Origin of the sequence: Methylocapsa sp. S129, assembly GCF_009765995.1 — a bacterium.
In the GTDB taxonomy this organism is placed as follows: Bacteria; Pseudomonadota; Alphaproteobacteria; order Rhizobiales; family Beijerinckiaceae; genus Roseiarcus.
In genome coordinates, this window is sequence record NZ_LMUI01000047.1 from 81,511 (window position 1) to 103,055 (window position 21,545).

Genomic DNA, 21,545 nt, shown 5'->3' on the forward strand with positions numbered 1-21,545 from the left:
ATTCTGACCAGACCCGACCCGGTCTGAACGGCGCGTTCTCGGCGCCGCGTTTTCCTCATCGCGTTTCGGCTTTCCACGTTCGCGTCGCTCTTCGCCAGAGCTGTCGCGGCGCACGCTGCAAAAGCGGGCGCCGGCCGCGAGCCCGACTGGACATTGAATCATGTTCCGCTTCTTCGAGACCCGCATCGATCCTTTCCGGGCGCATGACGAATCCATGCCACCCGCCGATCTTCTCGGCTTCTACTGGCGCTATTGCCGGCAGGTGTGGCCTTTCCTCGCCTGCCTGATGGCGATCGGCCTGATTGTTTCGCTGATCGAGGTGTCGATCCTGCGCTTCATCGGTTCGCTCGTCGACATGTTGCGCGCGACAAGCCCGGACCAGGTTCTGCACGATTACGGCGCGACTTTTGTGTCGATGGGCTTGCTGATCCTGCTGGCGCGGCCGCTTGCCAATCTCGCGCATGATCTGCTCACCCAGCAAGCGATCGCGCCCGGCCTGACCAATCTGATCCGCTGGCAGGCGCATCGTTTCGTGTTGCGCCAGTCGCTGAATTATTTCGCCAATGATTTTGCCGGCCGCATCGCCTCCAACGTGGTGCAGACCGGACCGTCCTTGCGCGAATCCGTCGTGCAGATCATAGACGCGCTATGGTTCGTCGCGATCTTCTCGGTGAGCGCGCTCGTCATCTTCGCGCAGGCCGATTGGCGCCTCGCCTGTCCGCTGGCGCTTTGGATACTCGGTTATGTCGGCGCCCTGGCTTATTTTGTGCCCGAGATCCGCCGGCGATCCGAGCAGATCGCGCATCGGCGCGCCATCGTCACGGGCCGCATGGTGGACAGCTATGCGAACATTCAGACGGTGAAGCTGTTCGCTCACATCGAGCGCGAAGATGCGCATGCCCGCGACGCGCTCGCCGACCACACCGCGACGTTTCAATACGAGACGCGGCTGATCACCCTGATGAACAGCACCGTGTCGGTTCTCAACAGCGTCCTCATCATGAGCACGGGCAGCTTGGCCATATGGCTATGGATGAGGGGCGCGGTGACGCTCGGCGATATCGCCATCGGCGCCGGCCTCGCCATCCGCATCACCAATATGTCGGGTTGGGTCATGTGGGTGTCGATCGGCATTTTCGAGAATATCGGAACGGTGCAGGAAGGCATGCGCACGATCGCGCGGCCGCACGCGCTGGTCGATCGCTCCGCCGCGCCTGCGCTGCTGGCTTCGCGCGGCGCCATCCGCTTCGAGAATGTGCGGTTCCATTATGGCAAGGCAGGAGGCGTGATCGACAATCTGTCGCTCGCCATCAGTCCTGGCGAGAAGGTCGGGCTTGTCGGACGCTCAGGCGCCGGCAAATCGACGCTCGCACATCTTCTGTTGCGCTTCTACGACGTCGAGAGCGGCCGCATCCTGATCGACGGGCAAGACATCGCGGCGGTCAGCCAGGACAGCCTGCGCCAACAGATCGGCATGGTCACGCAGGACACATCGCTGCTGCACCGCTCGGTGGCGGACAATATTCTCTACGGTCGGCCGGAGGCGACGATGGAGGCCGTCATCGCGGCGGCGCGCCAAGCGCATGCGCATGATTTCGTGCAGAGCCTGGCGGACCCGCTGGGGCGCAGCGGCTATGACGCGCAGGTGGGGGAGCGAGGCGTGAAGCTGTCCGGCGGCCAGCGCCAACGCATCGCGATCGCGCGCGTCTTGCTGAAGAACGCGCCGATCCTCGTCCTCGACGAGGCGACCTCTGCCCTCGATTCCGAGGTCGAAGCCGCGATCCAGGAGAGCCTCTACGCCCTGATGGAAGGCAAGACTGTGATCGCTATCGCCCACCGGCTCTCCACCATCGCGGCGATGGACCGGCTGATCGTGCTCGACGGAGGCGCCATCGTGGAAACTGGCACGCATGGCGAACTTCTGGCGCGCGATGGGATCTACGCGTCGCTGTGGCGGCGCCAGTCGGGCGGGTTTCTTAAATTGGACGCGGCTTGAGGCGATCGCGCGATCGCCTCAAGCTTCGCCGCGCCGAGGTCAGCTCGTCCGCTCAAGCTCTTCCGGCCTGCTCACCGTCACGTTGAGGTCGGTGATCAGGCCGGTAGCAAGCGAATAGACCCAGCCATGGACGCTGATAGGCTGCCCGCGCGCCCAGGCGTCCTGCACGAAAACATCGGACGCGACATTGCGCACCTGCCGGATGACGTTGAGTTCGCACAGGCGGTTGAGACGGGCCCGTTCCTCAGGAATCGCATCGAGTTCGTGGCGATGCTCGTAGCAGACCTCGCGGATCGGATGCAGCCAATGGTCCACCAGACCCCGCCGCTTGCCGTCCACCGCCGCGGCGACGCCGCCACAGCCGTAATGGCCGACCACCATAATGTGCTTGACCTTGATGACGTCGACAGCGAACTGCAGGACCGAGAGGTAATTGGCGTCCTGCGGCGGCGCGAGATTGGCGACATTGCGATGCACGAACAGCTCGCCGGGGTCGAGATCGACGATTTCATTGGCGGGCACGCGGCTGTCGGAGCAGCCGATCCACAGATATTCCGGCGCCTGCTGGCGTGAAAGCCGCGTAAAGAAATCTGCGTCGGCGGAGACCTTCCGCTTCGCCCAGGCGCGGTTCTTCGCCTTCAGGTGATCCAGCATAGAGACGTGCATAGCGCCAATTGCTGCAGCGCACAAGACGCTGCGCCGTCGCAGGTCACGCCGCTCTATCGGGCCGCGGACCTACATAGCGCGATTGCGGACGGATCAGGCGCCCGTACAGAGCCTGCTCGCGGGCATGCCCGATCCAGCCTCCGACCCTGCCCATCGCGAAGACGCTGGTGAAGCTTTCGCGCGGAAAGCCCAAGGCTTCCAGAAGCACCGCCGTATAGAATTCCACATTCGTCTTCAACGACCGATCCGGCTTGCGCCGGGCGAGGATTCGTATCGCCGCCGCTTCAACGCTCTCAGCCAGCGAAAAACGGCCGGCATTGTCGCGCCTCGCGGCCGCCAGGTTTCGTACAGCGCCCATGAGTGCATCCGCGCGTGGGTCGCGCACTTTATAGATGCGATGTCCGAAACCCATCAGCCGATCGCCTCGATCGAGGGCCCCGTCGAGCCAGGCCTCAGCGTCCTCTGGGTGGCCGATCGCATCCAGCATATCAAGCACGGGCCCGGGCGCGCCACCATGCAGCGGCCCTTTGAGGGCGCAGAGACCTGCGATGACGGCGGAGGTGAGGCCGGCCTGGGTGGAAGCGACGACGCGCGCCGCAAAAGTGGAAGCGTTGAGGCCGTGATCGCTGACCGTGACAAGATAGGCGTCAAGAGCGGCAGCCTCTTCGTCGCGGCTCTCCTTCCCGTGCAGCATGCGCAGCACGTCTTTCGCATGGCCCGCGGACGGGTCCGGCGCAATCGGGGCGTGGCCCTGCTTCAGCCGCACAAGGGCCGGCGTGAATACGGCTGGCGCGGCAATCAGGTTCAAGGCCGTCGCGAGATCGTCGCCATCTTCGATCAGCGCCAGAAGGGCCCGCATCGCCTCGGTGACAGGCAATCGCAGCAGGCGCTCATCTTGTGCGGCGAGCCGCGAGAACACGCGCTGACGGGCGCTTCCGAGGTCGGCGCCGAGCCTGTCGGGACGAGGAAGGTCGCTGAAGAACCCCGACAGCAGCAATGCAAGAACGTCTTCGTAACGAGCGAGGCCAGCCAGTTCGTCGAGCGAGCGGCCGCGGATGATCAAGGCGCCAGCCGCCCCATCGACATCGGACAGCACAGTTTCAGTCGCCAGCACGTCGTCAAGACCATTGTTCATGGGTATCTCCAGGCTATTTGCATGGAGGATCGACCAAGGTAAGATTGACGTCAATCTTGATGTTATTGATCAATATGAGGCGACATGGCCTGGCTGACCGCGGCGCAAGCGCTCGCCACACTCGAAGTTCAGCGCCAGACGCTTTACGCGAACGTGAGCCGCGGGCGCATTCGGGCCAAGCCCGATCCGAAAGATCCGCGCCGCAGCCTCTACAACGGCGATGACGTCGCGCGCTTGGCGGGTCGGCATGCCGGGCGGCGGACCGTCGCCGCGGTCGCCGCGGAAACGCTCGAATGGGGCGATCCGGTGCTGGCCTCGGGCGTCTCCACGGTCATGGAGGGCCGCCTCTGGTATTGTGGGGAAGATGCGGCTGCGCTCTCCGACACTGCGACACTGGAGCAAATCGCCGCGCTGTTATGGCAGGCCGACGGCGTTCGCATCGGCGCCGTGCGAAGCAAACAGGGCGACGCCGAACGCCTTCCCGCCTCGCCCCTTGAAGCGGCGCTGTTGGTTCTTGCAAAGCGCGCGGATAAGGACCCGCCGTCGCATGGTCGCTCGCGCCCTGTTCTGATCCATGAGGCGTGCGAGCTCATCGACGATATCGCCACCGCCATGCTTGGCTCGGCTAAGCCCGTTGGCGCGCCCTTGCATCGCCGCATGGCTGTCGTCTGGCGCGCGCTCTCCGCCGAGGACATTCTTCGACGGGCGCTGGTGCTTCTAGCGGACCATGAGCTCAACGCCTCTACTTTCGCCGCGCGCGTCGCCGCTTCAACCGGCACGCCTTTGTCCGCCAGTCTTCTGGCCGGATTAGCGACCCTTGCGGGCCCTCTCCATGGCAGCGCCTCAACGGGCGTGCGATCCTTGACGACAGCCGCTCTGCGCACGGGCGCAACGGCGGCTGTTCGCGACATTCTCGCGCAAGGACATCGCCCGCCGGGTTTCGGCCACCCGCTCTATCCCGATGGCGATCCGCGCGCGATCGCGTTGTTCGGGCATTTCGCGCCGACGAAACCCTTTGTCGAAATGCGCGCGGCCGTCGAGGATTTGACGGGGGAGCGGCCCAATATCGACTTCGCCATCGCCGCCATGGCCGACGCTTTTGACTTGCCGCCCGCGGCGCCGTTCGTGATCTTTGCGATCGCGCGTTCGGTGGGATGGATCGCGCATGTGCTGGAGCAGACGACGACGGGGCGCCTCATTCGTCCCCGCGCCCGCTATGTCGGGCCGCCGCCGCGCGAGACGCGGCCGCGTTAGGGCGACGCGCTATGGATGCGCATCCCGGGCGAACGCGCAACGTCAGCGTCCGGCGTTGCGCACACCGGTGGGCTGAGATACCGCTTCCGAAGCGCTACGGAGGCCGCTCGTCATGAAGAATTTAGTGAAGCGCCACTTCGTGGCTCGTCTTTTAGCGGCCGCCCTCGCGTGCGGCGCCCCCTGCGCCGCGCGCGCGCTCGATGTCGGGCCCAAGAACCTGCCTCTGACTGTCGGCGGCGTGCCTGTGCAAATTCCCGTGGCCGGTTCGATCGACGTGCATACGGACGCTGACGCCATCACGCTCAAAGCGTCGGCGACCGGTGACCTCAGGTCGATCCAGGACCACGCCCTCGCCATCGCGCGCGGCCTGAAACTGCCGCGCGACCCCTGCGCCCATAAGAACGTCAATATCGTCGTCGACAGCATCGACGCCGCGACGATCACGCCGCACGACGAGAGCGCGGTCGTCGATCTCTCCGGCCACGTCACCGTCTGGCTGTGCAAGAAGATCCTCGGAACGGTTCTCAAAACTCAGATCGCTTCCGACAATGTCAGCATTTCGGCGCCGGTGGAATTGTATGTGCCAAATCCGCAGGCGGTCGCGCTGCGGCTCACGGGGCCGGCGACGCTGAAGACGAGCGATCCGGCGATAACGGAGGCGGCGAGCCCGTTCCTCGGCGACGTGAACGGCGCATTGACGGCGCAATTGAGCAAGCTGCTCGACACCGCCCGCGCCCGCGCCGCCGTGCCGCCGATGCCGGGGCTCGAAGTGACGATCGAAAACGCGACATTCGCGCAGGACGGGCCAAAACTGATCGTGCGCGCGAATGGTCGCGCGACGATGACCAGCGCGGCCTTCGCCAGCCTTCTGGGCTTCCTGGGGCGTTAGACGTTCCTACGCCTGCTCCAACTCCACCAGCGTCCCGCTGAAATCCTTGGGATGGAGGAACAGCACGGGCTTGCCATGCGCGCCGATTTTGGGCGCGCCGTCGCCGAGGATGCGTGCGCCCGCCGCGATCAGCCGATCGCGCGCCGACAGGATGTCGTCGACCTCGTAGCAAAGGTGATGCATGCCCCCGTCCGGGTTCTTTTCGAGAAACCTTGCGATCGGCGAATCCGCGCCGAGCGGCTCGAGCAGTTCGATCTTCGTATTGGGCAATTCCACAAAGGCGACGGTGACTCCATGCTCCGGCAGGGACGAAGGCGACGAGACTTCGGCGCCAAGCCGATCGCGATAATGGGCGCTCGCCGCAGCGACGTCCTTCACCGCGATCGCGACATGGTTCAGGCGTCCGATCACCAGCTTTCTCCCCTAGACCTCGACGACGAGCACATGCACCGCCGGCTTCTTGCCCCAGGCGGCATTGACCGCATTGCGCACCGCCTTTTCGATCGCATTGGAAACCGCATCGGCGTCGCGACGCTTACCGCGGGGCAGGCTCTCGAACGTCTCGAAAATCGCGGCGTCGATGACTTCATCCATGCCGGCGCCCTGGCGCGTGCGATTGGGCAGGCCCGCGATCAGGACATCGGGGTCGCCCGCCAGATCGCCTTTGGCCGACAACCCGAGCGCGATGGTGACGATTCCGGTGAACGACAGTTTGCGGCGCTGGGCGACGCAATCATCGCCCGCCGCCAGCAGGATGTCGCCATCCTTATAGAGCCGCCCATGATCGACCTGCCCGATAATTCCCGCCTGGCCGGCGGCCAGCAAGACGATGTCGCCGTTCAACGCGCGCACGACCTCGGAGACGCCCTGGGCGCGGGCGAAAGTCGCATGTTCGGACAGATGCACCGCCTCGCCATGCGCGGGAACAGCGATTTTGGGCCGCAGCCACGCATACATTTTCGCCAGTTCGGCGCGGCGCGGATGGCCCGACACATGGACGAGCTGGGTGCGGTCGGTGACGACCTCGATGCCTTGCGCGACAAGGCCGTTGACGATGGCGCCGACCGCCTTTTCATTGCCCGGAATCGTGCGCGAAGAGAAGACGACGATGTCGCCCGGCGCCAAAGTGGCGGTGGGGTGCTCGTCCTCGGCGATGCGCGCCAACGCGGCGCGCGGCTCGCCCTGGCTGCCCGTCGCCAAAGCGAGGACCTGGCTGCGCGGAATGCGGTCGAAATGATCCTGGCCCAGGAACGCCGGCAGACCGTCGAGATAGCCGCATTCGCGCGCCACCGCGAGCACGCGCTCCATCGCGCGACCGATCACCATGACCTGCTTGCCATTGGCGAGCCCCGCTTCCGCCGCGGCGCGAAGGCGCGCGACATTCGAGGCGAAGGTGGTGATCACTACACGGCCCGACGCTTTGCCAACCAACGCCGACAGGTTGCGCGCGACATCCGCCTCAGAAGGGCTTTCGCCTTCGCGCAGCACATTGGTCGAATCGCAGATCAACGCGAGGACACCTTCGTCGCCCAGAGCCCTGAGGCGCGCCTCGTCGGTCGGCTTGCCGACCAGCGGCGTCGCGTCGATCTTCCAGTCGCCGGTATGTACGATCAGCCCGGCCGGCGTGCGGATCGCGAGAGCGCAGCTCTCGGGAATCGAATGGGCGACGGCGATGAACTCCACATCGAAGGGGCCGATCGTCGCGTGGCCGCCCTGGGCGACGATTTCGAGCGGAATCTTCGGCGCGCCGGGCTCGTTCAGGCGCCGCGCCTCCAGCAATCCGGCGGCAAAGCGCGTCGCGTAGACCTTGACGCCAAGACGCGGCCAAAGCTCAGCCAAAGCGCCGATATGATCCTCATGCGCATGGGTGATGATGATGCCGACGAGGTCCTTCTTGATCTTTTCGACGAATCTCACATCGGGCAAGATGAGGTCGACGCCGGGCAGGTCGTCACCCGCAAAGGCGACGCCGACATCGACGAGCAGCCATTTGCGCTTTTTGGCCGGCCCGAAGCCGTAGAGGGCGCAATTCATGCCGATCTCGCCAAGACCGCCAAGCGGGGCGAAGACCAGTTCGTTCTGTTCAGTCATTAATCCGATGCTTTCTTAAAATGATTTGGATCGTCGTATGTGTTGGTGTGCTGGCGCGAACCCGCGCCCGTTTCGCCGGAAAAAGCAACCGCTTTCTAACCGCCGGCGCCTTCCTTGATCAGGAATAGATCGCCGGCCTCGACAGCCTCAAGGCCGTTTGCGCCGCGCAGGACGAGGCGGCCCTGTTCGTCCAAGGTCTCGAACGCGCCTTCACGCGAGCCTTGCGCGCCCGCGATGCGGATGGGGCCGCCAAGACCGGCGGCATGCGTCAGCCATTGCGCGCGGATCGCAGCAAAACCCGCGCCGCAGCGCCATAGGGCCAAGGCTTCAACAAAGCAAGGCGCGAGGCGCGCGAACAGATTTTCGGCGGAGATTGCACGGCCAAGAGCGTTGGAGAGATGGTCGGTGGCATAGGCCAGGCCCGTTGGCGCGCTCGTGCAATTGACGCCGATTCCGACGATGCAGGCGAGCCTTCCGTCGCCAAGCGCGACGCCCTCGACGAGAAGACCGGCGAGCTTGGCGCCGCGCCAGACAAGGTCATTGGGCCATTTCAGCCTGACTTCGTCGCCGGCTCCGAGTTCATCGAGCGCGCGACGCAATGCGACCCCTGCGACAAAACCGATCTGCGCGGCGATCGCGACCGGCGAGGGATCGATCAGCAAGGCGCTCGCATAGAGATTGCCGGGCGGCGACGTCCAGACGCGCCCGCGGCGGCCCCTGCCCTGCGTCTGTTCGCGCGCGATAATCCACAAGCGCCCGGCATCGCCATCCAGCGCGCGCCGCCGCGCTTCGTCATTAGTCGAGCCTGTGCTCGCCAGGCGCTCGACGCGCCAGTCTGATGCGAGATTCTGCGTCGTTTCGTCCAATGCGTCGCTGTCTCTCAAAACAGCGACTTGGCCGCAGCCATGGCGGCGTCGGTCAGCGGAGCCGGCGCTATGGCGTAGAAAATAATCAGCGCCGTCGACAGCGCGAGCACCACGCGCGCCGCGATTCCGGCCTGATCAAACGCCTTGGCCGGCTCGTCGAAATACATGATCTTGACGATGCGCAAATAGTAGAAGGCGCCAACCACGCTGCACAGCACGCCGATCACGGCGAGCGCGAAAAGATTGGCCTCGATCGCCGCGGCAAAGACATAGAATTTGGCGAAGAATCCGGCGAGCGGCGGAATGCCGGCCAGCGAGAACATCATGGCGCCGAGGAAAAACGCCATCGGCCCGTTGGTGCGGGCAAGCCCCGCCAGATCGGCGATATTCTCGACATAATGGCCGTCGCGCTGCATCGACAGGATGGCGGCGAAAGTTCCCAGCGTCATCAGGAGATAGATGGACATGTAGATGATCACGCCATGCACGCCATCGGTGGTGCCCGCCGCCAGCCCAACCAAAGCAAAACCCATATGGCCGATCGACGAATAGGCCATCAGACGCTTGATATTGGTCTGGCCGATGGCGGCGAAAGAGCCCAACGCCATCGAGGCGATGGAGATGAATACGATCACCTGGCGCCACTCGCCTTCAACGCCGGGGAACGCTGTCGTGACGACGCGCACCAGCACCGCCATCGCGGCCATTTTCGGGGCCGAAGCGAAAAAGGCGGTGACCGGCGTCGGCGCGCCCTCATAGACGTCAGGCGTCCACATATGGAACGGCACGGCCGAAATCTTAAAGGCGAGGCCGGCCAGCAGAAAGACCAGGCCGAAGATGACGCCAAGGCTCGCCTGGCCATGAATCGCGACCGCGACGCCAGCGAACGAGACCGTGCCGGCAAAGCCATAGATCAGCGATGCGCCATAGAGCAGCATGCCGGAGGACAAGGCGCCGAGCACGAAATATTTGAGGCCGGCTTCGGAAGCCCGCGCATCGTCGCGGTGGTAGGCGGCCACGACATAAAGCGAAAGGCTCATCAATTCGAGGCCGAGATAGAGCGCGATGAAATCGCTGGCCGAGATCAGCATCATCATGCCGAGCGTCGCCAGAAGAATGAGGATCGGGAACTCGAAACCAGCGATCTTTTCCTTGCGCATGAAATCGACCGACAGCACGAGCGTGACGAGCGAGCCGATCAGCGCGAGCGCCTTCATGAACCGGCTGAACGCGTCATCCGTGAAGGCGCCGTAGAAAGTGACGCCTTTCGATCCGTGATTGGCGATGAGCACGATCAGCACGACGCCGAGCAAGGCCACGGCGATTTCGGTCACCATCCAGACCGAACGCTCGCCGCGCAGCGCGCCCAACAACACAAGCGCCAATATGCCGCCCGCCAGAATAAATTCCGGCAGAACCGTCGGCAGAGACAAGGCCGTCACATTCATATCCAGAACCCCTAGAGCCCGGCTGTTTTGGTCAAAGCAAGCGCCTGATCGAAGCCCTTGATCAGAGCTTCGGCGGAAGCGGCGCTGGCGTCGATGATCGGTTGCGGATGCACACCGTAATAAAGCGTCAGCACGACGAGTGGCGCCAGAATGACGATCTCGCGCATCGACAGATCGGCGATACCGGTCAGATTGGGCTTGTCGATGACGCCAAAGATGATGCGCCGATAGAGATAGAGCGCATAGGCCGCCGACAGGATGACGCCTGTCGTCGCCAGCAGCGCGACCCAGCTATTGACCTGGAAAGTCCCGATCAGGGTCAGGAATTCGCCGACAAAACCCGAAGTGCCCGGCAGGCCGACATTGGCCAAGGTGAAGATCATCAGCGCGACGGCGTAGCGCGGCATGCGCTGCACGAGCCCGCCATAGGCCGAGATTTCGCGCGTATGCATCCGGTCGTAGACGACGCCGACGCAAAGGAACAAAGCGCCCGACACCAGACCATGCGAGACCATCTGGAAGACCGCGCCCTCCACCCCCTGCGCCGTCATGGCGAACAGCCCCATCGTCACGAAGCCCATATGGGCGACGGAGGAATAGGCGATCAGCTTCTTCATGTCGGTCTGAACAAGGGCGACCAGCGAGGTGTAGATGATCGCGACGATCGAAAGGGCGAAGACCAGCGGCGCGAAATATTGCGAGGCGTCCGGAAACATCGGCAGCGAGAAGCGGATGAAACCGTAGCCGCCCATCTTCAGGAGAATGCCCGCCAGGATCACCGAGCCGGCGGTCGGCGCCTCGACATGCGCGTCCGGCAACCAGGTATGGACCGGCCACATCGGCATTTTGACCGCGAAGGACGCAAAGAACGCGAGCCACAGATATTTCTGCATGCCCAGCGGGAAATCGGTGTGCAGGAGGACGGTGATGTCGGTCGTCTTGGCGTACCAATACATCGCCATGATCGCCAGCAGCATCAGCAGCGAGCCGAGCAAGGTGTAGAGGAAGAATTTGAACGCGGCATAGACGCGCCGCTTGCCGCCCCAGATGCCGATGATGAGGAACATCGGGATCAGGCCGCCCTCGAAGAACAGATAGAACAGCAGGAGATCGAGCGCCTCGAAGACGCCGATCATCAGCGTCTCCAGCACGAGGAAGGCGATCATATATTCCTTGACGCGGGTCGTGATCGACAGCCACGAAGCGCCGATGCAGAACGGCATCAGGAAGGTCGTCAGCAGCACGAAGGGCATCGACAGGCCGTCGACGCCGAGCTTGTAGGTGATCGCCTGGCTAAACCAGGCGCGCTGCTCGACAAGCTGGAAGCCCGCCACGCTGGTGTTGAAGTCCGCCCAGGCCCACAGCGACAGCAGGAAGGTTACGATCGTCGTCCACAGCGCGATCCAACGCGCGTTGTTGTTCGTCGCCTCGTCATCGCCGCGCAGCAGCAGCAGGCAGACGACGCCGACGATCGGCAGGATCAACAGGCCGGAGAGGATTCCAAAGCCGAACATCAGCGGATTCCCCCGATCAGAAACCACGTGACGAAGGCCGCGCCGCCGATCAGCATTGCAAAGGCGTAGTGATAGATGTAGCCGCTCTGCAGCTTCACCACATTGCGCGCGCCGTCGAGGACGCGCGCTGAAACGCCGTCAGGCCCGAGCCCGTCGATGATGAAGCCGTCGCCGCCCTTCCAGAACAGGTTGCCGATCCAGAAGGCCGGGCGCACGAACAGGAAGTCGTAGAACTCGTCGAAATACCATTTGTTGAGCAGGAAGCGGTAGAGGATCGGATTGGCCGCGGCCAAAGCGCGCGGCGCGGCGGGTTGGACGATATACATGAAATAGGCGAGCCCAAAGCCGCCCAGCATCATCAGCGTCGGCAGCAGCGACACCAGCCAGGGCGCGGTTTCCATCTCTTCCAAGATTTTATTGTCGGGCCCGAGGAACAAAGCACCCTTCCAGAAGCCTTCGAAGCCGCCGCCGATGAAGACATGGCGGAAGGCAAGGCCGGCAATGACGGCGCCGAGCGCCAACACCGCCAACGGAACGAGCATCACCTGCGGCGATTCATGCGGCGTATGGTCGTGGCCGTGATCGTCGTGGGCATGGTCGTCGGCCGCGGCATGGCCATGATCGTCGGCCCCATGCGCGTCGCTCATCGAGCGGCGCTCACCAAAGAACGTCATGAAAATCAAACGCCAGGAATAGAACGAGGTGAAACCCGCCGCGATGACGACACAGAGGAAAGCATAAACGGCGCCGGGGCGCTGCGAGGCATAGGCCGCCTCGATGATCGCATCCTTCGAGACGAAGCCGGCAAAGCCGATCGAGGTGAAGGGGATGCCGACGCCGGTCAGCGCCAGCGTGCCGATCAGCATCATCCAATAGGTGAAGGGGATGTCTTTGCGCAGGCCGCCCATATTGCGCATGTCCTGCTCGTGATGCATCGCATGGATGACCGAACCGGCGCCAAGGAACAGCAAGGCTTTGAAGAAGGCGTGGGTGAACAGGTGGAATATGCCGAGGCTGTAGCCGCCGACGCCGAGGCCGACGAACATATAGCCGAGCTGCGAGCAGGTGGAATAGGCGATGACGCGCTTGATGTCGTTCTGCACGAGGCCGACGGTCGCCGCAAAAAACGCCGTCGTTCCCCCGACAATGGTCACGACGCTGAGCGCCACCGGCGCCAGATCGAATAGAGGCGACAGACGCGCCACCATGAACACGCCGGCCGTCACCATGGTAGCGGCGTGGATGAGCGCGGAAACGGGCGTCGGGCCCTCCATCGCGTCCGGCAGCCAGGTGTGCAGCAGGAACTGCGCCGACTTGCCCATCGCGCCCATGAACAGCAGCAGGCAGGTGATGGTCAGCGCATCGAAATCCGCGCCGAAAACATGGATCGTCTTGCCGGCGATAGCGGGCGCGGCGCCGAACACCGCGTCGAACGTCACCGAGCCGGTCAGCGTGAAGACAAGGAATATGCCGAGCGCGAAGCCAAAATCGCCGACGCGGTTGACGATGAACGCCTTGATCGCCGCGGCATTGGCGGAAGGCCTGTCATACCAGAAGCCGATCAGCAGATAGGAGGCGAGACCGACGCCTTCCCAGCCGAAGAACATCTGGACGAGATTATCGGCCGTCACCAGCATCAGCATGGCGAAGGTGAATAGCGAGAGATAGGCGAAGAAGCGCGGCCGCGCCGGATCCTCCGCCATATAGCCGATCGAATAGACATGGACGAGGAACGAAACGGTCGTCACCACGACGAGCATGACGACGGTCAGCGTATCCACCCGCAAAGCCCATGCGACCGCGAGCTTGCCCGAGGTCATCCAGTTGGCGATATCGATGACCTGCGCATGATCGTCATGGCCGAACACGCCGACCATGAAAAAGGCGATCCAGGAGAGAAACGCGCAAAGTCCGAGCGGAATCGTCGTGACGAGTTCGGCATTGCGGTCGCCAATCTGGCGGCCGAACAGGCCGGCGATCAGAAAGCCGAGAAGGGGAAGAAAGACGATCAGATGATACATGCTCGTCTCAACCCTTCAGCGCGTTGATGTCTTCAACCGCGATCGAGCCGCGATTGCGGTAATAGGCGACCAGGATCGCCAGGCCGATCGCCGCCTCCGCCGCCGCCACCGTCAGGATGAACAGCGCGAACACCTGCCCCGTCAGATCGCCGAAGCTCGTGGAGAAGGCGACGAGATTGATATTGACCGACAGCAGGATCAATTCGACCGACATCAGAATGATAATGATGTTCTTGCGATTGAGAATGATGCCGGCGACGCCGATCGTGAACAGGATCGCCGCGAGCGTCAGATAATGCGAAAGGCCGATGATCATGGGACCGCTCTCTAGATGCCGACGCGGGAAGGAACTTTGCGCACTTCGACGGCGGTGGCCGGATTGCGCGCGACCTGGATCGAAATATCCTGGCGCTTGACGCCGACGCGGTGGCGCAAGGTCAGAACGATCGCGCCGATCATCGCCGTCAGCAGGATCATCCCCGCCGCCTGGAAGAAGTAGAAATATTGGGTGTAGAGCACACGCCCGAGCGCCGTCGTATTGGCGATGGCGCCGGCCGGCGAAGCGGCGGCGGCCGCCGCCGTCGAGCGCGTCCAGCCGACCGCGACATAGCCAAGCTCGAACGCCACGAAGAGGGCGATCAGCGCGCCGATCGGCAGATATTGCAGGAAACCCTGTTTGAGTTCGGCGAAATCGACATCAAGCATCATGACGACGAACAGGAACAAGACGGCGACGGCGCCGACATAGACGACTATCAGGATCATGCCGAGAAATTCGGCGCCCATCAGCAGGAACAGACCTGACGCGGCGACGAAGGAAAGGATCAGGAACAAGACGGAATGAACGGGATTACGGGCGAGAATCACCGCCAACGCCGAGACGATCAGCGTCGCGGAGAAAACCCAGAAGAATATCGCGTCGCCGTACATTTCAATCTCCTATTGTCCCTTCTCCCGTGAAACGGGAGAAGGTGGCGCCTTAGCCCGTCCTTCAGACGGGCGTCTCTCGACGCCCTATGGCGCCGGATGAGGGCCTCTCCATGTTCGCGCCTTCCAGATAGGCCCTCACCCTACCCTCTCCCGCAAGCGGGAGAGGGGCTCATTCACCGATAAGGCGCGTCCATCGCTATGTTGCGCGCGATCTCGCGCTCCCAGCGCGCGCCATTCTCCAAAAGCCGGTTCTTGTCGTAGAACAATTCCTCTCGCGTCTCGACCGCGAATTCGAAATTCGGCCCTTCGACGATCGCATCCACCGGGCACGCCTCCTGGCACATGCCGCAATAGATGCATTTGACCATATCGATGTCGTAGCGCGTCGTGCGCCTGGTGCCGTCGTTGCGCCGCGGCCCTGCTTCGATCGTAATCGCCTGAGCCGGGCAGATCGCCTCGCAGAGTTTGCAGGCGATGCAGCGCTCTTCGCCATTGGGATAGCGGCGCAAGGCGTGCTCGCCGCGGAACCGGGGCGACAGCGGCCCTTTCTCATGGGGATAGTTCAGCGTCGCCTTAGGCTTGAACATATAGCGCAAGGACAGCGCCAATGCCGAGACGAACTCCCCCAGAAAGAGCGATCGCGCGGCCTGATCCAGTTTCATCGCCATCTGATCTTCCTAGTGGTGAACGCCCCAGCCGGTCGCCTCCAGCACGCCGGCGACCAGAACGACCATGAACAGCGAAATCGGCAGGAAGACTTTCCAGCCGAGCCGCATCAATTGGTCGTAGCGGTAACGCGGCACGAAGGCTTTGACCATCGCGAACATGAAAACGACGAAGGATACTTTCAGCACGAACCAGATCGCGCCCGGAATCCAGGTGAAGGGCGCGAACGGAATGGGCGACAGCCAGCCGCCCAGGAACAGCACGGTCGTCATCGCGCACATCGTCAGGATCGCGATATATTCGCCGAGGAAAAACAAGAGGAACGGCGTCGCTGAATATTCCACGGCATAGCCGGCGACCAGTTCCGACTCCGCCTCGACGAGATCGAAGGGCGGCCGGTTGGTTTCGGCGAGCGCCGAAACGAAGAAAATGATGAACATCGGGAACAAGGGCAGCCAATACCAGCCGAAAATGCCCAGCCTGGTGTCCTGCGCGTTGACGATGTCGGTCAGGTTCAGCGATCCCGCGCAAAGCAAAACCGTGATGATGACAAAACCGATCGAGACTTCATAGGACACCATCTGAGCGGCCGAACGCAAAGCCGCCAGGAACGGATATTTCGAATTCGACGACCAGCCGGCCATGATGATGCCGTAGACGCCGAGCGAGGAGATCGCGAAGAGATAGAGGACGCCGACATTGATATTGCCGATCGCCCAACCCGAACTGATCGGAATCACCGCCCAGGCCGACAGTGCGAGAACGGCGGTGACCAAAGGCGCCAGCAGAAACACGCCCTTGTTGGCGCCGGCCGGAATGATCGGCTCCTTCAGCACGAATTTGAGGAGATCGGCGAAGCTCTGCAGCAGTCCCCAAGGCCCGACCACATTGGGCCCGCGACGCAATTGCACCGACGCCCAGATCTTGCGCTCGGCATAGAGCACATAGGCGGTGTAGATCAGCAGGACGACGAGCAACACGACGCTTTTCAGCGCGGAAACCAAGATCGGCCATAGCCAGCCAGCATCCAACATCGGCTACTCCGCGGCCTGAAGATGACGCGCCTGAGCCAAGGCCGAACATTCGGCCATGGTCTTGGAGGCGCGCGCAATGGGGTTGGTCAGATAGAAATCGGCGATCGTCGTGACCAGCGGCGCCTTGTCGAGCGCACCGCCGATCGCCGCCAGCGCCGCGAAATCAGCCTGCGCCGGCTCGATCTCGTCGAGCTTGGCCAGATGCGGGTGGGCGGCGTTGAGCGCGGCGCGAAGCTGGCTCAAGGAGTCGAAGGGCAGTTTGGCGCCGAGCGCATCGGACAGAGCGCGCAGGATCGCCCAATCCTCGCGCGCATCGCCGGGCGGGAAAGTCGCGCGCTCGGCAAATTGCGGACGCCCCTCGGTATTGACGTAGACGCCGGTCTTTTCGGGATAGGCGGCGCCGGGCAGGATCACATCGGCGCGATGCGCGCCGCGATCGCCATGCGTGCCGATATAGACGACGAAGGCGCCGGACGCGATGTCGATCTCGTCGGCGCCCAGATTGAAGAGCAGGTCGAGGCCGCCCGCCTTGGCCATCGCCGAGACGTCGAGACCGCCCTGCCCCGGCGTGAAGCCAAGATCGAGGCCGCCGACGCGGGAAGCCGCGCTATGCAGGATGTTGAAGCCGTTCCAGCCGTCCTTGACGACGCCGAGCGACAAAGCCGCCTTGGCGGCGAGCGACAGAACCGCCTCGCCATCGGGCCGCGCAAAGGCGCCGGCGCCCAGGATGAACATCGGCTTGGCCTTGTCGGCGGGTGGATGATCGGCGAAGGCGGCGAGCGATTCCGGCCCGGCGCCGAGGTAATTATACGGGTAGGTGAGATCGAGTTTCTGGCCGACGACGCCGATCAGGCAATTGCCCTTCAGCCAGCGCTTGCGGATGCGCGCGTTGAGCACCGGCGCCTCGATGCGCGGATTGGCGCCGATGATCATGATCGCATCGGCCTCGTCGATGCCGGCGATCGTCGAATTGAAGAGATAGGAGGCGCGGCCGAACTTCGGATCGAGCCTGGAGCCGTCCTGCCGGCAGTCGATATTGGCGACGCCCAGCTTATCCATCAGCGCTTTCAGCGCGAACATTTCCTCGACGCTCGCCAGATCGCCCGCGATCGCCCCGATGCGCGCGGCGCTTGTCGCCTTGGCCTTGGCGGCGATCGCGGCGAAGACCTGCGGCCAGGTCGAGGGCGTCAGCTTGCCGTCGACGCGCAGGTAGGGACGATCGAGACGCTGCGTCTTGAGGCCGTCGGCGACATGGCGCGTCTTGTCGGAAATCCATTCCTCGTTGATCGCTTCGTTGATGCGCGGCAGGATGCGCACGACCTCGCGCCCGCGTGAATCGATGCGAATGGCCGAACCCAGGGCGTCCATCACATCGACGGATTCGGTCTTGGACAATTCCCAGGGCCGGGCGTGAAATTCGTAGGGTTTGGCGGTCAAAGCGCCGACCGGACAGAGGTCGACGACATTGCCCTGCAGCTCGGACGTCATCGCCTTTTCGAGATAGGTGGTGATCTCCATATCCTCGCCGCGGCCGATCGCGCCAAGCTCGGAAACGCCGGCGACTTCCGTGGTGAAGCGCACACAGCGCGTGCAATGGATGCAGCGGTTCATCGAAGTCTTGACCAGCGCGCCGATATATTTGTTTTCGACCGCGCGCTTGTTCTCGTGATAGCGCGAGGTGTCGACGCCATAGGCCATCGCCTGGTCCTGCAGATCGCATTCGCCGCCCTGGTCGCAGATCGGGCAGTCGAGCGGATGATTGATCAGCAGGAATTCCATCACGCCTTCGCGCGCCTTGCGCGCCATCGGCGAATTGGTCTCGACCACCGGCGGCTCGCCCTTGGGACCGGGCCGCAAGTCGCGCACCGCCATCGCGCAAGACGCGGTCGGCTTGGGCGGGCCGCCTTTCACCTCGACGAGGCACATGCGGCAATTGCCGGCGATCGATAGGCGCTCGTGGAAGCAGAAGCGCGGGATTTCGGCGCCCGCCGCCTCGCAAGCCTGCAGCAGCGTGTATTCCGCGGGGACGTCGAGCTCTTTGCCGTCGATGATGATCTTGGTCATTTGGCCTCTTCGAGCCTTGCTGCAACGACTTGCGTCGCTCGACGCGCCGCGGCGCTGGAAACGCCGATCGCTACGGATGCGCCAATACGAACTCCGCCGCCATCGCGGTCCAAAAACAAACCGGCCAACCGGCGATCAGAATAAACGCATTGACGAGACCGCGAACGCTTCGCTGCGCGCGCAGTCTTCGCGTTATCCATGCGAACAAGACGACCAGGATGGCGAACCAGATTCCGCCGGGGAAGCCGAGGCTCTTCAAATAGATCACAAATAGGCCGAGCGGCGAGTGGCTTGGCTCGAGCTCGCCCCCTGAGATGATCGGGTTCGGTAGCAACTGCGATCGCCCTTGAGAGAGCGCCGACAAGAAAGCGATCGGCAACGAGGTGAGAATCATGATCGCATCGGCTGCCCATTCGCCAACGACCGGAACCCAAACGGCCGTCATCAACGCCGCCATGACCCAAGCCGCCCAAGGCATCGGACACCTCCAAGCGCGATCCGCGCATCGCGCGAGCCACCGACTGGCGACTGATTGCAAACATCGCCCTACTCCGCCGCGATCCGCACCGGATCGCTATGCGGGTTGCCCGCATATTGGTCGATGCGTTTTTCGATTTCGGGACGGAAATGGGCGATGAGGCCCTGGATCGGCCACGCGGCGGCGTCCCCCAAAGCGCAGATCGTATGGCCCTCGACCTGCTTGGTGACGTCAAGCAGCATGTCAATCTCTTTCTTCTGCGCCCTGCCCTCCGCCATGCGCGTCATCACGCGCCACATCCAGCCGGTGCCTTCGCGGCACGGCGTGCACTGGCCGCAGCTCTCGTGCTTGTAAAAGTAAGAGAGCCTGGCGATCGCGCGGATGATGTCGGTCGACTTGTCCATCACGATGACCGCCGCCGTGCCGAGCCCCGAGCGCAGCTTGCTCAGCGAATCGAAATCCATCGGGCAATCGATGATCTGATCGGCCGGCAGCAGGCGCACCGAGGCGCCGCCGGGAATGACGGCGAGCAGATTGTCGAAGCCGCCGCGCACGCCGCCGCAATGGCGCTCGATCAATTCGCGGAACGGGATCGACATTTCTTCTTCGACATTGCACGGCTTATTCACATGGCCGGAGACGCAGAAGAGCTTGGTGCCGAGATTGTTCGGCTTGCCAAAGCCCGCGAACCAGGCCGCGCCGCGCCGCAAGATCGTCGGCGCCACCGCGATCGACTCGACATTATTGACCGTCGTCGGGCAGCCATAGAGACCCATATTGGCCGGGAATGGCGGTTTCATCCGCGGCATGCCCTTCTTGCCTTCGAGCGATTCCAGCAGCGCCGTCTCTTCGCCGCAGATATAGGCGCCGGCGCCATGATAGACATAGAGGTCGAACGGCCAGCCGTGGATATTGTCCTTGCCGATCAGCTTGGCTTCATAGGCCTGATCGACCGCCGCCTGCAGGCGCTCACGTTCGAGGATATATTCGCCGCGCACATAGATGTAGCAGGCGTTGGCGCCCATTGCGAAAGAGGCGATCAGGCAGCCTTCTACGAGCGTATGCGGATCATTGCGCAGGATTTCGCGATCCTTGCAGGTGCCCGGCTCCGATTCGTCGGCGTTGACGACGAGATAGGACGGGCGCGCCGGATCTGGAACCTTGGGCATGAACGACCATTTGAGGCCGGTCGGGAAACCCGCCCCGCCCCGCCCGCGCAGGCCTGAGGCCTTCATCTCGTTGATGACCCAGTCGCGCCCCTTGTCGATCAGCGCCTTGGTGTTGTCCCAGCCGCCGCGCGCGCGCGCGCCGGCGAGCCCGAAATCGCCAAGGCCATAGAGATTGGTGAAGATGCGGTCCTTATCCTGCAACATCGCCCGCCCCTGTCTTCACGCCAGAAACAGGCGATGAATCATGCGTTTTCAACCCCGGGCCGCCCGCCGCCAGCGAGGCCGCCTGACTGACCCATTGTTCCCTGTCGATGCGACCCGGGAATGAAAGGTAAGTCCCAACCCATCTGATCTCGGGCCGCGTCCAGGCCGCGATCTGATCGAAATGGAAGATACCCAATTCGTGCAACCGCCGCTCATTGACCGGGCCGATGCCCTTGATGCGCTGGAGGTCGTCGGCCTTGTCGGCGCGGGCGCCGCTCAAACCTGCAGGCCGCGCGCCGACGGAATCGGCCTTCATTTCCGGCGTCGCGTCTTTGGGCAAAGTGGCGAGCTTAGCCTTGATATCGGCCTCTTCGGCGGCGGCATGCGCCTCGATATCGGCGGCAATCGGCTCCGCGGCCACGGGCGCGGACGCTTGGGCCGGTGGCGCGCCGCGCCCGTCGACGCCATAGAGCGAGGTCAGCGACGTCAGCCCGCCGACCGGCTCGGAACTGACGCGCCCGGTCTGCGATCCCTTGACCACCGGCCGCCCTGCGACCAGATCGTCGAGCAGTTTCGTGAAATTCTGCGGGTCGAGGTCTTCGTAATAATCGTTGTTGATCTGCACCATCGGCGCGTTGCAACAGGCGCCCAGACACTCAACCTCGACCCATGAAAGCGCGCCGTCGGCGGTGACATGGTTCTGATGGCCGATCTTTTGTTCGCAAACCTTCTTCAGGTCCTCGGAGCCACGCAACATACAGGGCGTCGTGCCGCAGAGCTGGACGTGATGGCGCCCGACCGGCGAGAGATTGAACATGGAATAGAAGGTCGCCACTTCGAGCGCGCGCATCGGCGGCATGTCGAGCATCGCCGCGACGGTCTCGATCGCCGCTTTGGGCAGCCAATAAGCGTTCTGCTCCTGCGCGCGCCAAAGCAAAGGCAGGATCGCCGACGCCTGCCGGCCCGGCGGAAATTTGGCGATTTCCTTTTGCGCCCAGGCTTCGTTCTCCGCCGTAAAGGCGAAAGAGGCCGGCTGAATCTCGGCGAGGCGGCGGACGGTCATTCTTCCCTCAAACTTTGCAATGGCGCTCTGGCAGCCGTCATGGCCGGGACAAGCCCG

General features: G+C 63.4%; 19 protein-coding genes. 3 read left to right on the forward strand and 16 right to left on the reverse strand.

From position 1 onward, the window contains the following. Positions 1-160 precede the first annotated feature (160 nt). Positions 161-1,996, forward strand: coding sequence for an ABC transporter ATP-binding protein (locus GSQ90_RS24635; RefSeq protein ID WP_158817617.1), 1,836 nt, complete (start codon positions 161-163; stop codon positions 1,994-1,996). 39 nt (positions 1,997-2,035) lie between these two features. On the opposite strand, the gene GSQ90_RS24640 is transcribed toward GSQ90_RS24635, so the two are convergent. Together GSQ90_RS24640 and GSQ90_RS24645 are read right to left on the reverse strand one after the other, a co-directional pair. Then, complete coding sequence (locus GSQ90_RS24640; protein WP_158817618.1) at positions 2,036-2,650, reverse strand: carbonic anhydrase; 615 nt, start codon at positions 2,648-2,650, stop codon at positions 2,036-2,038. A 55-nt stretch (positions 2,651-2,705) separates the two neighbouring features. Beyond that, on the reverse strand, positions 2,706-3,797 hold the full coding sequence (locus tag GSQ90_RS24645; protein WP_158817619.1) for a citrate synthase/methylcitrate synthase: 1,092 nt from the start codon (positions 3,795-3,797) through the stop codon (positions 2,706-2,708). An 84-nt stretch (positions 3,798-3,881) separates the two neighbouring features. Here GSQ90_RS24645 and GSQ90_RS24650 point away from each other — a divergent pair, with 84 nt between their 5' ends. Both GSQ90_RS24650 and GSQ90_RS24655 read left to right on the forward strand, forming a co-directional pair. Continuing rightward, positions 3,882-5,051, forward strand: coding sequence for a citrate synthase (locus GSQ90_RS24650; protein WP_158817620.1), 1,170 nt, complete (start codon positions 3,882-3,884; stop codon positions 5,049-5,051). A 112-nt stretch (positions 5,052-5,163) separates the two neighbouring features. Beyond that, positions 5,164-5,940: a hypothetical protein gene (locus GSQ90_RS24655; RefSeq protein WP_158817621.1), complete on the forward strand. Its 777-nt coding sequence runs from the start codon at positions 5,164-5,166 to the stop codon at positions 5,938-5,940. A gap of 6 nt (positions 5,941-5,946) precedes the next feature. Here GSQ90_RS24655 and mce read toward each other — a convergent pair whose 3' ends face one another. From mce to nuoE, 14 genes are all read right to left on the reverse strand, one after another. Continuing rightward, positions 5,947-6,351 carry a methylmalonyl-CoA epimerase gene (gene mce, locus GSQ90_RS24660; protein WP_158817622.1) on the reverse strand — a complete coding sequence of 135 codons (405 nt, stop codon included), beginning with the start codon at positions 6,349-6,351 and terminating at the stop codon, positions 5,947-5,949. 12 nt (positions 6,352-6,363) lie between these two features. Further along, a complete protein-coding gene (locus GSQ90_RS24665; RefSeq protein ID WP_158817623.1) occupies positions 6,364-8,031 on the reverse strand; it encodes a ribonuclease J in 1,668 nt (555 codons plus the stop codon). A gap of 95 nt (positions 8,032-8,126) precedes the next feature. Beyond that, a complete protein-coding gene (locus GSQ90_RS24670) occupies positions 8,127-8,897 on the reverse strand; it encodes a biotin--[acetyl-CoA-carboxylase] ligase (protein WP_158817624.1) in 771 nt (256 codons plus the stop codon). A gap of 14 nt (positions 8,898-8,911) precedes the next feature. Next, positions 8,912-10,345, reverse strand: a complete 1,434-nt coding sequence (nuoN, locus tag GSQ90_RS24675; RefSeq protein ID WP_158817625.1) for an NADH-quinone oxidoreductase subunit NuoN — start codon at positions 10,343-10,345, stop codon at positions 8,912-8,914. Between the two features lie 11 nt (positions 10,346-10,356). Further along, positions 10,357-11,859: an NADH-quinone oxidoreductase subunit M gene (locus GSQ90_RS24680; RefSeq protein WP_158817626.1), complete on the reverse strand. Its 1,503-nt coding sequence runs from the start codon at positions 11,857-11,859 to the stop codon at positions 10,357-10,359. Continuing rightward, positions 11,859-13,880 carry an NADH-quinone oxidoreductase subunit L gene (gene nuoL / locus GSQ90_RS24685; RefSeq protein WP_158817627.1) on the reverse strand — a complete coding sequence of 674 codons (2,022 nt, stop codon included), beginning with the start codon at positions 13,878-13,880 and terminating at the stop codon, positions 11,859-11,861. The genes GSQ90_RS24680 and nuoL overlap by 1 nt, the downstream gene beginning before the upstream one ends. Positions 13,881-13,887: 7 nt before the next feature. Further along, positions 13,888-14,196, reverse strand: a complete 309-nt coding sequence (gene nuoK / locus GSQ90_RS24690; protein WP_158817628.1) for an NADH-quinone oxidoreductase subunit NuoK — start codon at positions 14,194-14,196, stop codon at positions 13,888-13,890. Between the two features lie 11 nt (positions 14,197-14,207). Continuing rightward, on the reverse strand, positions 14,208-14,810 hold the full coding sequence (locus tag GSQ90_RS24695) for an NADH-quinone oxidoreductase subunit J (protein WP_158817629.1): 603 nt from the start codon (positions 14,808-14,810) through the stop codon (positions 14,208-14,210). 173 nt (positions 14,811-14,983) lie between these two features. Further along, positions 14,984-15,472 (reverse strand): NADH-quinone oxidoreductase subunit NuoI, encoded by a 489-nt coding sequence (gene nuoI, locus GSQ90_RS24700; RefSeq protein ID WP_158817709.1) that lies wholly within the window; start codon positions 15,470-15,472, stop codon positions 14,984-14,986. Positions 15,473-15,487: 15 nt separating this feature from the next. Then, positions 15,488-16,510: an NADH-quinone oxidoreductase subunit NuoH gene (gene nuoH / locus GSQ90_RS24705; RefSeq protein ID WP_158817630.1), complete on the reverse strand. Its 1,023-nt coding sequence runs from the start codon at positions 16,508-16,510 to the stop codon at positions 15,488-15,490. A gap of 3 nt (positions 16,511-16,513) precedes the next feature. Continuing rightward, positions 16,514-18,574 carry an NADH-quinone oxidoreductase subunit NuoG gene (nuoG, locus tag GSQ90_RS24710; protein WP_158817631.1) on the reverse strand — a complete coding sequence of 687 codons (2,061 nt, stop codon included), beginning with the start codon at positions 18,572-18,574 and terminating at the stop codon, positions 16,514-16,516. Positions 18,575-18,644: 70 nt separating this feature from the next. Beyond that, positions 18,645-19,052: a hypothetical protein gene (locus GSQ90_RS24715; RefSeq protein WP_158817632.1), complete on the reverse strand. Its 408-nt coding sequence runs from the start codon at positions 19,050-19,052 to the stop codon at positions 18,645-18,647. 68 nt (positions 19,053-19,120) lie between these two features. Further along, positions 19,121-20,425, reverse strand: a complete 1,305-nt coding sequence (gene nuoF / locus GSQ90_RS24720) for an NADH-quinone oxidoreductase subunit NuoF (protein WP_158817633.1) — start codon at positions 20,423-20,425, stop codon at positions 19,121-19,123. Next, positions 20,412-21,488 (reverse strand): NADH-quinone oxidoreductase subunit NuoE, encoded by a 1,077-nt coding sequence (nuoE, locus tag GSQ90_RS24725; RefSeq protein WP_158817634.1) that lies wholly within the window; start codon positions 21,486-21,488, stop codon positions 20,412-20,414. The genes nuoF and nuoE overlap by 14 nt, the downstream gene beginning before the upstream one ends. Between the last annotated feature and the right edge of the window lie 57 nt (positions 21,489-21,545).